The sequence below is a fragment of the Niastella sp. OAS944 genome (assembly GCA_024809215.1).
Lineage (GTDB): Bacteria > Bacteroidota > Bacteroidia > Chitinophagales > Chitinophagaceae > Niastella.
This window is the reverse complement of record JANUBW010000007.1, coordinates 1-14,820: the sequence shown is the minus strand read 5'-3', so window position 1 is coordinate 14,820 and position 14,820 is coordinate 1. Positions and strand designations below refer to the sequence as shown.

General features: G+C 43.8%; 10 protein-coding genes. 6 read left to right on the top strand and 4 right to left on the bottom strand.

Translation table 11 applies throughout. The features are described from left to right. Positions 1-95 precede the first annotated feature (95 nt). The 4 genes from GGD38_RS24505 to GGD38_RS24490 are packed head-to-tail and all read right to left on the bottom strand — an operon-like array spanning position 96 to position 6,994. Entirely contained in the window at positions 96-3,698 is a 3,603-nt protein-coding gene (locus GGD38_RS24505; RefSeq protein ID WP_375296965.1) for an efflux RND transporter permease subunit, read from the bottom strand. A gap of 38 nt (positions 3,699-3,736) precedes the next feature. Next, complete coding sequence (locus GGD38_RS24500) at positions 3,737-4,891, bottom strand: efflux RND transporter periplasmic adaptor subunit (RefSeq protein WP_375296966.1); 1,155 nt, start codon at positions 4,889-4,891, stop codon at positions 3,737-3,739. A 56-nt stretch (positions 4,892-4,947) separates the two neighbouring features. After that, positions 4,948-6,360: a TolC family protein gene (locus GGD38_RS24495; RefSeq protein ID WP_375296967.1), complete on the bottom strand. Its 1,413-nt coding sequence runs from the start codon at positions 6,358-6,360 to the stop codon at positions 4,948-4,950. Beyond that, positions 6,332-6,994 carry a TetR/AcrR family transcriptional regulator gene (locus GGD38_RS24490; protein ID WP_375296968.1) on the bottom strand — a complete coding sequence of 221 codons (663 nt, stop codon included), beginning with the start codon at positions 6,992-6,994 and terminating at the stop codon, positions 6,332-6,334. The genes GGD38_RS24495 and GGD38_RS24490 overlap by 29 nt, the downstream gene beginning before the upstream one ends. Before the next feature lie 256 nt (positions 6,995-7,250). Here GGD38_RS24490 and GGD38_RS24485 point away from each other — a divergent pair, with 256 nt between their 5' ends. The 6 genes from GGD38_RS24485 to GGD38_RS24460 all read left to right on the top strand — a co-directional run bounded on the left by GGD38_RS24485 (position 7,251) and on the right by GGD38_RS24460 (position 14,710). Continuing rightward, positions 7,251-7,892 carry a DUF502 domain-containing protein gene (locus GGD38_RS24485; RefSeq protein WP_375296969.1) on the top strand — a complete coding sequence of 214 codons (642 nt, stop codon included), beginning with the start codon at positions 7,251-7,253 and terminating at the stop codon, positions 7,890-7,892. 179 nt (positions 7,893-8,071) lie between these two features. Beyond that, the gene (locus GGD38_RS24480; protein ID WP_375296970.1) at positions 8,072-9,037 is read left to right on the top strand and encodes a zinc dependent phospholipase C family protein; all 966 of its coding nucleotides are present in this window, start codon (positions 8,072-8,074) and stop codon (positions 9,035-9,037) included. A gap of 97 nt (positions 9,038-9,134) precedes the next feature. After that, a complete protein-coding gene (gene serC, locus GGD38_RS24475) occupies positions 9,135-10,214 on the top strand; it encodes a 3-phosphoserine/phosphohydroxythreonine transaminase (RefSeq protein WP_375296971.1) in 1,080 nt (359 codons plus the stop codon). 24 nt (positions 10,215-10,238) lie between these two features. Beyond that, positions 10,239-11,468: a DUF1015 domain-containing protein gene (locus GGD38_RS24470; RefSeq protein WP_375296972.1), complete on the top strand. Its 1,230-nt coding sequence runs from the start codon at positions 10,239-10,241 to the stop codon at positions 11,466-11,468. Between the two features lie 302 nt (positions 11,469-11,770). Next, positions 11,771-12,796 (top strand): tetratricopeptide repeat protein, encoded by a 1,026-nt coding sequence (locus GGD38_RS24465; protein ID WP_375296973.1) that lies wholly within the window; start codon positions 11,771-11,773, stop codon positions 12,794-12,796. Positions 12,797-12,928: 132 nt separating this feature from the next. Beyond that, positions 12,929-14,710 (top strand): AMP-dependent synthetase/ligase, encoded by a 1,782-nt coding sequence (locus GGD38_RS24460; protein ID WP_375296974.1) that lies wholly within the window; start codon positions 12,929-12,931, stop codon positions 14,708-14,710. The last annotated feature ends 110 nt before the right edge of the window (positions 14,711-14,820 follow it).

The following is a 14,820-nucleotide window of genomic DNA, read 5'->3' as shown; positions in this document are numbered from 1 at the left end:
TGCCATTGTGCTAAGGAATACCATAAAAAAATCCCACGGCATAGCCGTGGGATTTTTCATTAGCATATTATCACATTAGCACATTATCACATTAACTAAAACCAGCTTCCAATGAATGCCTTATTCGCTTTCTCTGGTTTGCCGGCCAGCTTTCTTCTTCTGCGGCTTACTTTATAGTTATGCCTTACCATGGTAATAAGCATCAGCGGTATAAACAGGAACGTCAATGGCGGAATACCAAGGAACGAGATCCATTTACCACCATACATGTTACGCATTGGCCTTCTCAGGCGCTCAGCTATTAAATACATGGCAGGCAATATAAGCAGGGTCATAAAGAAGGCAAAGGCCAAACCAAAGATAATGGTCCATGATAACGGTTTCCAGAACACCACGTTATCGCCACCAAAGAAGATGTGTGGGTTCAGTTCTGAGAACAGGGTAACGAAGTTGATATTTAAACCAACAGCCAGCGGTATAAGACCCAGTATCGCAGCCAATGCGGTCAACAGTACCGGAATGATACGAGTTTTACCAGCCTGTATCAACGCTTCCCTTGTTTTCATGCCACGGGCCCTTAACTCGTCGGCAAACTCAATAACCAGAATACCGTTCTTCACCACTATACCCGCCAAACCTACAATACCAATACCGGTCATAACCACCGACACCTGCATGCCTGTAAAGGCAAAGCCTAACAACACCCCTATCACACTAAAGATGATCTCGGTTAAAATGATAACCGGTTTGCTAACAGAGTTGAACTGAATTACCAGTATCAACAGAATAAAGAACAGGGCAATTACCAGGGCTTTGCCAAGGAAGGCGCCGGTTTCGGCCTGTTGCTCTCCTTCACCTGTTTGCTTAATGGTAACATCATCAGGCACCCCTGCTTTAAACTTGTCTATATAGCTCGCTAAAACCTCGTTTACAGCTGTAGGCGTGGTCACATTCAACAATACGTTCGACCGTATTGTTATCACGCGCTTTTGGTTTTTACGTTTAACACTTCCCAGCGTACTGGTATAATCAACTTTTACCAGTGAGCTTAAAGGCACATGTTTGGTTTGCCCCGAAGCCATATCACGGAAACTGATATTCATGTTCAGCAGATCGGCCAGGTTTTTACGTTGGCCTTCGAGGTTACGCAGCTGTATTTTGTATTCATCTTCACCATCTTTGATCTTCGATACTTCTCTTCCGAATACGGCCGTTCTTATTTCCATACCAATCTGAGTAGAAGAAACACCTTCTATCAACGCCCGCTCGCGGTCTACCGTAAAGGTTACCTCGGGGTTGGTAAGGTCAATATCCATTTTCAGTTCTTCTACACCGGGCACCTGTAACGAATCGAGATAATTCTTTAACGATACAGAGGTCTTAATGAGATTATCGAAATCTTCACTGGCTACTTCAATATTGATGGGAGGATCTGTTGGCGGACCGCCCTTTTCCTGGTCAACCGAAATTTCGGCACCGGGAATACCTTTTATAGCCTGGCGCACTTCATCCAAAATAGGTGCGGTATGAATACCATGCCTTTTTTCAAACTCTACAAACGACACCTGTATACGGCCCAGTTCGGGTCTTGTACTTCTGTCGCCACTCTGCGGATCGCCGGCTCCTACTGCTACGTTACTGATCACACTCTCAACAATGGGATTCTCTTTATAACCACCCTTGCCGTCTTTTTCCATGTGTAACACCTTGTACACTTTTTCTTCCAGCGTGTGGGTAATAGAATCTGTATAGTTTACATCGGTACCAACCGGTAATTTCAGGTAAACATATATCTGGTTGGGGTCGCCGCTGGGGAAGAACACCACCGGTACCTTACGGGCAGCAAAGAATACAAAAGTGAGTATAAGTAAAACAAAGGTGCCCAGCAATAAGTGTACAGGGCGCCATCCTTTCAGTGCCCAACGCAAAGAAGATTCATAGTGGCCCATGATCCAGGGCAGCGCGCGGTTCTGGAACGCATGTATTACATCATCCAATACATACTTGTTCAGGATGATCATTATTACGATGAAGATGAGGAAGTTTCCTAAGAAGGTAAATCCTCCTAAATCGAACAGGATACCTACAGCCAACGTAACCCATAATGAAGGTTTTCGGAAGATGGCCGATTTGGCTGGCTTCGCTTCTCCTTCGGGGTGGTTCATAAAATCAACCGCAAATACAGGGTTCATAATGAACGCTACGATCAACGATGCGGTAAGTGTAAAGATCAACATCGTAGGCAGGTAGATCATGAACTTACCAATGATACCCGGCCAGAATAATAGCGGAACGAAGGGCGCCAGCGTTGTTAATGTACCTGCCAGCACCGGAATAAACACTTCACCAGCCGCCATCATGGCCGATCGCTCACTGGTTAATTTTCCTTTACCTTCTACAAATATGCGGTGGGTATTTTCAATTACCACAATGGCGTCATCCACAATAATACCCAAACCAAACAACAGGGCAAACAGCACTATGAAGTTGAGGGTAACGTGTGTACCAACTATAAGATCGGCAGCAGGTAAGAAGATGAATGCAACGAACATACTTAATGGTACCGAAAGGGCCACAAAGAACGCGTTGGTTACACCCATAAAGAACATCAGGATGATCAACACCAGCACAAAACCAATAACAATGGTATTCACCAGGTCGTTAAAGGAGGTGCGTGATGCTTTACTTTGATCGCCGGTGATAGACACATTCAGGTCCTTTGGCAGTACGGTACTCTGCATATCTTCTACCACTTTCTTTACCGCATCGGATGTTTCAATAAGGTTTTCGCCGGCACGCTTGATGATATTCAGTGTAATTACATTTTTACCATTCAACCGCGCATAGCTTTCTCTATCCTTAATAGTGTCTTTTATTTCGGCAATATCTTTCAGATAAATGGGTGAGCCGCTGGTGTTGCGCACAACTACCTTTTGAATATCATAAGCGGTCTTGAACTGGCCTTTCAACTGCAGGGTACGTTTTGTGTTCCCTACATCGAGCAAACCGCCGGAGATATCCATGTTCTCACGGGAAACAGCGCCGGCAATATCATCGAAGGTGATATTGGCGCTACGCATTTTATAGTTATCTACATTGATCTGGAATTCACGCTCAGGCGCACCTACCAGGTCAACCCGGTTCAGCTGGCTTAATTCTTCCAGTTTATCCTGCATATCATCGGCATATTTTTTCAGCCGGGGCAGGTCATAATCGCCATACAGGTTCACATACATAATGGGCTGTTCCGAAAAACTCACTTCCATTACAGCGGGTTCTTCAGTAAGGTCGGTGGGCAGATCCTTCTTGGCCTTATCTACCGCATCCTTTACTTTTTGCAGGGCCACATCAACTTTTACATCGGTGCCAAACTCAACCATAATGGCTGAATAATCAGCTACCGAAGTACTGGTGGTTTTATTGATCTTGGCGCCTGTGATCCCCTTGATCTGTTTTTCAATTGGGCGGCTAACCAGGTTTTCAATATCCTTGGGCGAGTTACCTACATAAATGGTTTGTACATATATGGTAGGAATAACGATATCGGGAAACTGTTCTTTGGGTAAGGTCACGAATTGGAACACCCCAAATAAACTCACGACCAACATGACCAGGTAAATGGAGGCCTTGTTTTTTATACTCCACGTTGTGGGGCCGAAATTTTTGAACGGTCCTTTAATATTTTCTAAAACACTCATACAATGAATTTGGTGTGTAAGTCGAAATCTGCTTGAAACTATTTGGCATCGGTAATGATGGCCTGGCCATCGTACAGGCCCTGGAAGCCTTCAGTGATCACAACATCACCGGTTTGCAAACCGCTTTTAACTTCCAGTGTATCGCCATACAGAGCACCTGTGGTTATAGGTCTTTTTCTGGCTACGTGTTTTCCATTCTCTTTTGCAGCTACCATTACAAACTTTCCTTTTTCATCATTCTGCATTACATTAATAGGAACTGTAATGGCCTTAGGCGCTGCATAGTCCTGAATACGTACCATAGCTATTTGGCCCGGGCGGAAATTGTTGCCAGAGATCCTTCCTTCAATATAGAATGAACGGGTACTGGGATCAATCAACTTACCGGCAACAGATACCTTTGTGTTGATGGATTTGTTATTATCCTCGGGCAATGTTATAACCAGGTTGGTGCCTTCTTTTACTTTTGTCTGGTAAGACTCAGGAACATTGGCAGTTACTTTAAGGTTGCTGGTATTTACGATTGTTATACCAAACATGGCTGCAGTTGCACCAGAAAAAGTTTCACCTACTTTAATATTCACCCGTTCTGCAACACCACCAATTTCAGCATATACATTCGACATATTGAGCTCTTCTTTAAACAGGTCTATCTGTTTTTCGAGGTTCTCAACATTGCTTTTTGCATTTAATAATTCTACCTCGGTACCAATCTTTTGGTCCCACAGGTTTTTGCGGCGTTGATACAGGTCCTGGGCCAGTTTCAATTGCACATTGGCCTGCTCTATCTGACGGCGGGTTACCGCATCATCGAGCTTCATCAACAACTGGCCTTTTCTTACATTATCGCCTTGTTTTACATATATTGCTTTTACCTGACCGCCCTGCCCGCGGGGTGTTACAACCGCTGCATTATCGGTCTCAATTTTACCCTGCAGGTCTATATAGTGAGTGAAAGCGGTAGTACTAATAGGGGTTAATACTACCAGCTTTGGTTTTTCGGGGAGTTTAAAGCTGGTATCTAATTTTGCAATTTCTTTTTCAAGCTTTGTGACCTTGGCGTTTGTTTCAGTCTGCTCTGTCTTCAATTTCTCAAGCTCAGCTTTTTTCTTCTCCAGTTCACTTTTACCGCCACATGCTGTCATTAAAAGAACAACTGCAGTTGCGCCAATTATGTTATACGTACTTTTCATATCAAATAATTTATCCGGTGTTTGCATTGTTGGTTTAGAGTTTTATAGAATATGGATTAAAGTTTTCCAATGGCTTTTAAATAATCTACCCGGGCTATAATAGCATCATACAGGGCATTGATATAATTGGTTTCAGCAGTTTTCAAATCAGTTTGTGCTGCATTGATCTCGGTATTAGATCCCAGACCTGCCTGGAATTTTTTCTTTGTTTGTTCAAACACTTCTTCTGCCAGTTTGCGGTTCCGTTGCTGATAATCCATAGCCTCAATAGCTGTTTTGAAATTAACCACGGCCGTTTGTACCTGGTTGTCTATTGTTAGTTTCAGGTTGCTGATCTCGTATTCTGTTTTTTGTAAGGTTAGTTTGGCCTCATCTATCTTTGAACGGGTATAAAAACCTTTGAAGATGGGAACAGATATATTGAGACTGATATTTGAGAATGTATACCAGTCGCCTTTACCAAAGAAATCGAATTTATTACGTTGAGCATTTTTTGATAATGAACCTGAAAGGCTTGCTGTTGGTACCTGGCTCAGTTTATAACGCTTGATATTGTACTCATTCAGTTTTTTGCCCAGCTCGGCATATTGTACCTCTTTTCTGTCGTTATAATTATAAGTGCTGGCTTCAAGAACACCTTCTTTGATCTGGCTATCGGACAAGGTAGAATCACTGAGCACCAACTCATCTTTCATTGGCATGCCCATCAACAGTTTCAGGCCAAGATTACCACTTTCGATCGCATTCAGCACCCGCTTCTTTTCTGTTTGTAAATTGGCTACCTGTACTTCTATTTTGTCTACATCTAATTTTTCAGCAAACCCATTTTTAAACATCTCGTTTGTTTCGAACTGTAGCTTTGTCAGCCTTTCAATATTGGCATCGAGCAAACCGATCTGTGTTTTGCTTACCACCAGTTGGTAGTATACTTTATGTACATTGGCTTTTATCAACTCTTCGGTTACCTCAACATTCTTGGAAGCCCATTCAATAATTGTTTTTCTCGACTGCAGCCCTACAAACACCTGTCCGTCGAAGAGTATTTGGCTAAGGTCAAGACCTGCGCTTGCAATATACTTGGTGCCAAACTGGGCCTGTAACAATCCAATATCATTAGGCATTGTAATAGGACGGCCAGAACCATCAGTAACGCCTTCCTTTTGTAAAACCCCGTATGTTGCCAGTGAAATAAAGTCGGGGAACGACTGTACGGCGATGTTGGGGTTATAGGTGGCACCTATTCTTCCGCTTAATTGCGGGTAAGCATTGGCAGTTACCTGCCGGTTCACTTCCTGTTGTAACTTAACATCTATTAACATGTTTTTGACCTGTACGCTGTTCTTTTTTGCATATTCTACAGCCTGTTGTACGGTAAATGCATGTTTTTCCTGGGATATGGCCGGTTGTATTATACTCGCCAATACAACCATAAGAGCTACTCTATTTATGCTTGCCGGTTTCAGTTTCATAGTTCTTTGCATTTTTATTTCTATGCTGTTGATATTTTATGATCAGTTTATGTCCTTTCAGAGAAGCAACCCCGTAAACATAATGTTCTATAACGGCTTTGGTAACCTCGGATAATTTATATCGTGAAGGTGGGAAGAGGTCAATATTAAAGGGGATCATCATCGACTCTAACCTGAATTTAGAAACGATATCTACGTCTATATCGGGTCGGTAGAGCCCTTCCTTAATGCCCCACTCAAGGTTTTTACGAATTACCTCTAACAGGAACTTATTCTTATGCTCCATAAACCGCTGGAATGCCCTGATGTGAAACTTCTCCATATCATACAACACCATGGGGTTCATACTGCTTAATTGTTCAACTACCTGATCAACGGTTAAAAAGATCTCCTCGATTGCATCCTTTGCATTCTCACCGCACTTCATACAATCCTGCTGCATATCCTGCACTTCATCCTCTACCACCGCATCAACCAGTTCATTTTTATCTGTGTAATACTGATAGATGGTTTTTTTTGACATGCCCAACTGGTTGGCAATATCATCCATGGAAACGGAGCGAATACCATACCGCAGGAACAGTTCCTTCGCTTTTTCCCGGATCCTCACTTTTGTATTTCCTTCTGTTATCATAAGATCGGGACAAAACTATAGAAACTTTTTTCGTTACCAAAGTTTCCATCCCCATTTTTTGACCGTTCTTAACAAAGCTCTTACACACACGATTGTTCGTTTTATAAACATTTATTGACATCTGTGGTATAAAATTCGCGACCACCTTATATTTGCTAACCGATTGCTTTCCAGCCTAAAATGCGCCATTTTACAGAAGGTTATTTTATTAGCCAGCCTAAGTAATCTAACTTTGGGGCGCAAAACACAGCAGCACATGAAATCGCCACATATATTTAAAAAGATAATACAGTACTTTCTGCAGGGGCTAATTATTTTAGCCCCAATCGCCATTACGATCTATGCAGTAACTGCTTTATTTAATTTTATCGACAACATTTTGCCCAGCCTTATAGGTTATTTTTCGCCCGACCTGTTAGGCACTGACGCCAATGGTAACCCTAAAAAGATACCTGGGCTCGGTTTTATACTGGTAACGGTTATCGTTGTACTGGTAGGTTATATCTCCTCTTCGTTCATTGTTAGTAAACTGGTCGATCTGTTCGATAAAGTATTGGAGCGTACACCGGGCATCAAGCTTATATATTCAACCATTAAAGATTTTTTTGAGGCCTTTGCCGGTAACAAAAGGAAATTCGACAAATCGGTACTGGTTGCCATTGAAACAACCGATGTATGGCAAATAGGCTTTATTACACAGGAAGACCTACACGAATTTGGATTGAAGGAATTTGTAGCCGTGTATGTTCCGCAATCATATGCCTTTACCGGCCGCCTGTATTTTGTAAAACCCGACCGCGTTCGCGTATTGACCGATATTAGTTCGGCTGAAGCTATGAAGTTTGCTATTTCGGGTGGAGTAACTACTATTGATGATGATGATTCGAAGAAGAATTAGTTATTCAGCTGTTCAGTTAATAAGTTATACAGTTTAATATAACGTTCGGTCCCGCCTACGGCGGGACCGTTTCGTTTTAAGACCTATGAACTGTAAACAATGAACTATGAACTCAACTTAACCGACAACAACCGGCTATTCATAAACTACTTTTCTAACTTCGTAGTTACTTGCCGGAAATGAAAAAGCTACTACTTATAACGCTGTTGACAATCACCTGTCAAAACCTGTTTCCATGGGGCTTCTACGCCCATAAACAAATTAACTATTATGCCGTCTTTCTGCTTCCGCCCGAAATGTTGGTGTTATACAAACCCAATATTGGCTTCATCAGCGATCATGCCGTTGACCCCGATAAACGACGGTATGCCGTAGCCGCAGAAGGCGCCCGCCATTATATTGATATTGACCACTATGGCGTTTACCCCTTCGATTCATTACCCCGTACCTATACAAATGCTTTAAAAAAATACAATAAGGACACATTGCAGAAATATGGCATTGTTCCCTGGCATATTCAAACCATGCTGTTTCGGCTAACGGCTGCTTTTAAAGAAAAAGACCAGGCCAAAATTCTGAAGCTATCGGCCGATATGGGTCACTACATCGCCGATGCACATGTGCCATTGCATGTTTGCAGTAACCACAACGGCCAGCTTACCAACCAGCACGGCATTCATGGCTTTTGGGAATCACGCATACCCGAACTGCTGGCCGCTACCTCGTGGGATTTTATGCTGGGCAAGGCAGGCTATATTACCAACCCTGTATACTTTACCTGGGCACGCATTCTTGAAAGCGCCGCCGCGGCCGATACAGTACTGCGAATTGAAAGAGAATTAACAGCCAGCTTTACGGCCGATCAGAAATATTCCTTTGAGCCACGTAATGGCCAGGTGATAAGGCAATATGCTACCCCCTTTTGCCTGGCATACAATCAGCAGCTTAATAATATGATTGAACGGCGAATGCGGCAATCCATTTCGGCAGTAGCCTCATTTTGGTATACCGCCTGGGTAAATGCCGGCCAGCCCGATCTGAAACAGCTTATAAATAAAAGCTTTAGCGATGATGACCGCCGCGAATTTGAGGAATTAAACACTGCCTGGCTAAAAGGACATGTAAAAGGAAAAGATTGTGACTAATTCAGGATGAACATATTATGTATCTGCTACAAAATTCACTCTGCCTTTAGTGCCGCGAATAGAGTACTTTTGCACTCCTTCTAACATAACTGAATCAATGATGCACAATTTTAACGCGGGACCCAGTATTCTGCCCCAGGAAGTATTTAAACAAGCCAGTGAAGCCATTTTAAACTATAACAACTCCGGTTTGTCGATCCTGGAAATCGGTCACCGCACCGACCTGTTTCAGGCAGTAATGGATGAAGCCATTACCCTTGTGAAAGAATTAATGCAGCTCGATGATCAGCATGAAGTACTGTTCTTGCATGGTGGCGCCAGTACCCAGTTCTTTCAAATTCCCATGAACTTATTGAATGAGAATGAAATAGCTGCCTATACCGATACCGGCACCTGGAGCGCCAAAGCCATAAAGGAAGCCAAACTGTTTGGCCATGTAGAGGTGGTTTGCAGCGCTAAAGAATCCAACTATAACCACCTGCCCAAACAATTTACGGTTCCCAAAACCGCCAAATACCTGCACCTTACCACCAACGAAACCATTCATGGTGTTCAGTGGCACGATTTCGCTCCGTTTTACGAAGCTGGTGTACCATTGGTAGCCGACATGAGTAGCGATATTCTGAGCCGTAAAATGGATTTCAACAAATTCGACCTTATTTATGCCGGCGCACAAAAGAACGTAGGCGCTGCAGGTGTAAACCTGGTGATAGTGAACAAGAACATACTGGGCAAAGTAAACCGCAAGCTGGCCACTATGATGGATTACCGCAATCACATCGAAAACGGCAGCATGCTCAATACGCCACCGGTATTTGCCGTGTACGTTTGTATGCTTACCCTGCGCTGGTTGAAAAACCTGGGTGGTGTAGACGCTATTGAAAAGATCAACAACCAGAAAGCGCAATTACTTTATAATACACTCGATAGCCTGCCCATATTCAAAGGCGCCGTTGTCAATAAGGAAGACCGCAGTATTATGAATGCCTGCTTCGTTATGGAAAATGCCGACCTGGAAAAAGAATTCATCACGCTTTGCAAACAAAACAACATCGTTGGCATAAAAGGCCATCGCAGCGTGGGCGGGTTCAGACCTTCTATGTACAATGCATTGCCGCTCGAAAGCGTACAGGTGCTTACCGATCTCATGAAAGATTTTGCGAATAAAAAAGGATAACTAAAACACTTAATTACTAGAATAATGGCTAATATTTCTCCATTCAAAGCCCTGCGCCCGCGCCCCGAACTGGCCAGGCAGGTTGCCTCTCGCCCTTACGATGTGCTGAATTCGAAAGAAGCCCGCGAAGAAGCAGTAGGTAATCCCTATTCATTTTTGCATATAACCAAGTCAGAGATCGATTTACCAGATGATATCGACATTCACAGTGCACCGGTGTATGAAAAAGCAAAGGAAAATATCGAAGCATTTATTCAACGCAGTATTTTATTCAGGGAAGATAAACCCTGCTATTACATATATCAATTGATAATGAACGGCCGTAGCCAAACGGGGCTGGTAGCTGCCAGCTCAGTTGACGACTACGAGAACGACGTGATCAAAAAACACGAGTTTACGCGCCCCGAAAAAGAACAGGACCGCATCAACCACATTAAAACCAGCGGCGCTCAAACCGGTAATGTGTTCCTCGCATATCGTAACAATGCCGAGGTAGATACGCTGATCGAAAACTGGAAGAACACCCATACACCTATTTACGATTTTGTGGCCGATGACGCCATTAGCCATACTATTTGGGTGATCACTGATGATTCGGTTAATGCAAACATCACCAACCTGTTCAAAACACAAATTCCGCAAACCTATATCGCCGATGGTCACCACCGTGCTGCTTCCGCAGCCAAAGTGCGCAAGGCATTAGGTAACGAAGCCAAAGCAGAAGCTGATCATTTCTTAACTACCCTGTTCCCATCGAACCAGTTGTACATTATGGATTATAACCGGGTGGTTAAAGACCTGAACGGACTTACCGAAGCCGCACTGCTCGAAAAACTGGGCGCTTCATTTACGATAGAAAAAGCAGCCACTGCGGTTGCGCCCGCCCAATTGCATCAGTTTGGTATGTACCTCAAAGGCCAGTGGTATACACTCACTGCCAAAGAAGGTACATATACCAACGACCCTATTGGCGTTCTGGATGTATCAATTTTGAGTAACCTGGTCCTTGACCCAATTTTAGGAATTAAAGACCAACGTACCGACAAACGCATCGACTTCGTAGGTGGTATTCGCGGACTGGGTGAACTGGAAAAAAGAGTGAACAGTGGAGAAATGGCCGTAGCGTTCAGCCTGCACCCGGTAACCATTCAACAATTGTTTGATATTGCCGATAGCGGTAATGTAATGCCACCCAAAAGCACCTGGTTTGAACCTAAACTGCGTGATGGATTGTTGACGCACCTGATATACTAGTTAACAAGGGTAATAAATAAGAAAATATAACTGAGGCCGGAGGGTTGTTACTTAGAGTAGCGCCTCCGGCTTTTGTTTTGGCGCTAGCCTAAAAGTTCGGCATGCCACCAAACAATTTTGAGCCCCGAACCTGAAACCTGAAACCTGGAACTTGGAACCTGAAACCAGCAACCCAGTGAAATGTGAACTCAGAACTAAGTACTCAGAACTGAACAACTCCCTTTGAAAAGAGAACCCTCCCAACCAACATTTTAACGTTCTTTCATCCTACCAGTCCCTTCCAAACCTTATCTTTGAACCGTATGAAACATCTTTTACCAGTTGTAGGCTTATTGTTTGCCGTAAACATGACGCAGGCCCAAACAGAGCCTGGTGACGTAAAATCTGTACAGGAAACGGCTAAAAATTATATGCGTATGGGCGACTATTCCAACGCCGTTCTTGTGCTGAACCGGGGGCTGCAAAACAATAGCGAAAACCTCGACCTGCAAAAAGACCTGGCATTCGCCTATTACCTCAACCGCGATTACGTTCACGGACTGGAAGTAGCAAAAAAATTCCCCGACCGCCAGGATGCCGATGTGCAAAGTTTTCAGATCCTGGGCATGATATACAAAGCCATTGAAGAAGTAAAGGATTGCGAAAAAATGTACCGGGCCGCCCTTAAAAAATTCCCCAACAGCGGCACCCTGTACAGCGAATATGGCGAAATGCTTTGGAGCAAGAAAAATTATTCCGATGCCATAAAACAATGGGAAAAAGGTATTGAAAGCGACCCCGGCTATTCTGGCAACTATTACAACGCCGCCAAATATTATTATTTCACTACAGATAAAGTTTGGGCGCTGGTATATGGCGAGATCTTCGTGAACCTCGAAAGCTATTCAAAACGCACCGCAGAGATCAAAACTGTTTTGCTCGATGGGTACAAGAAGTTGTTCAACGACGCCAACATGACCAAAGACCAGGATACAAAAAACGAATTTGTAAAAGCGTTCCTCGACAACATAAAATCGCAATCGACCTTTATTGGCACCAATGGTGTTAATCCCGAAACGTTATCGGCTGTACGCACCAAATTCGTTCTCGACTGGTTCACAAAATATGCAAAAGGCCTGCCCTTTCGTTTATTCGAATATCAGCAGCAACTGTTAAAATCGGGTATGTTCGATGCCTATAACCAATGGATCTTTGGCACTGCCGGCAACCTGCCAGCATATGAAAACTGGACCAAAACCCACCAGGAAGACTACAACAAGTTTGATTACTTTCAACACAACCGGGTATTTAAAGTACCATCGGGGCAATATTATCAAACAGTAAAATAAGCAATTGGCCCCGGCGGTGTCGTCGGGGCTTTTTTTATTTGCGCAGATTCGTTAAATTCAATTAACGCAAATCCGGGAGTCCTCGTTTGCCATATTCCCCTTGCTGACCCTCCGGATCAAAAAACAACATCTATGACCGAACCCAAACGTCTATTCGATTGCCTGCAGTTCCATTTAACAAGGAAGCCATTGCCCGAAATGCTGGCCGCCAAGGAAAATGGGAAATGGAGAACCTACAGCACCGAAGAAGTAAATAATACCGTAACTAAACTAAGTGCAGGCTTACTGAACCTGGGTATCAAATGCGGCGATATGAGTGCCGAGCAGCGCGATAAAATTGCCATTTTGAGCAAGAACCGGCCGGAATGGATCATGCTCGACCTGGCCGTTCAGCAATGCGGCGCCATTCTTACCCCCATTTACCCTACCATCAATGTACAGGACCTCGAATTTGTTTTAAATGATGCCCAAGTAAAGATCGTATTCGTAAACGATGAAGAACTTTTTCATAAAGTATTAAGCGTAAAAGACCGGATTCCCTGCCTGCAGGAAATATACACCTTTGAACATGTGGCCAATGCCCGTCACTGGAAAGAAGTGCTTAACCTGGCAAACAGTGCGGCTGAGGAAAAAGTGAAGAACATATCGGCGCAAATAAAATATGAAGACCTGGCCACCATCATCTACACCTCAGGCACAACCGGAACACCAAAAGGTGTAATGCTGTCGCACCGTAACATCCTGAGCAATGTGATGGCCTGCTATCCCTGTTTACCCGCCTTCCCCAATATGCGTTCATTGAGCTTTTTGCCTCTGAACCATATATTTGAGCGAATGATCTCCTACTTCTACCTGTACCGCGGCATCGCTATTTACTATGCCGAAAGTATGGAGTCCATTGGCGACAATCTGAAAGAAGTAAAACCCGATATGTTCACCACCGTGCCACGCCTGCTCGAAAAAGTGTACGACCGCATAATGGCCAAAGGCGCTGAACTAACCGGTGTAAAAAGAAAATTATTCTACTGGGCGCACGACCTGGCTACCCGGTACGAGATCAACAAATCGCAGGGCCTTAGCTACAATCTGCAGCTGGCCCTGGCCAACAAACTTATCTTCAGCAAATGGCGCGAAGCCCTGGGCAATAACCTCAAATGTATTGTAAGCGGCGGCGCTGCCTGCCAGGTGCGCTTAATACGCATTTTCACAGCGGCGCGCATACCCGTGCTTGAAGGTTATGGGTTAACCGAAACCTCACCGGTGATCAGTGTTAACCGTTATGAAGAACACAACCGGCAGTTTGGTACCGTAGGCCCCTTAATTGATGATGTTGAAGTTAAGATCGCCGAAGACGGAGAGATCCTTTGCAAAGGCCCCAACGTTATGATGGGTTATTATAAACGCCCCGATCTTACCCAGGAAACCATGAGCGGTGAATGGTACCATACCGGTGATATTGGTATGATGATCGATAATAAATTCGTGAAGATCACCGACCGCAAAAAAGAACTGTTCAAAACCAGCGGTGGTAAATATGTAGCGCCATTGCCTATAGAAAACAAACTGAAAGAATCAATTTATGTAGAACAGATCATGGTGGTGGGTGCAGAACGAAAATTTGTAGGCGCACTCATCATTCCGGCATTTCCTGCTTTGAAAGACTGGGCACGCAAACAAGGTATCGCCAACCTGACAAACGAACAGTTGGTAAAAGAACCCAAAGTGCTAGAATTGTTCCGCGAACTCATCGACAGCTATAATAAATTCTTCAACCACGTTGAGCAAATAAAAAGGTTTGAATTGCTGCCCCAGGAGTGGAGCATTGAAACAGGTGAAATGACGCCGAAGTTGAGCCTTAAGCGTAAGGTGGTGATGGAGAAGTATAGAGATTCTATTGAGCATATATATTCTTAGTTGACGAGTTAACAGGTTAACAGATTCTGTGTTAGTTTGAAAGTCTGCTATTAATTATTTTTCTATAATTTTGAAGTTCTAAGGCGGCTTTATGTCAGCCTGTTAAGGGC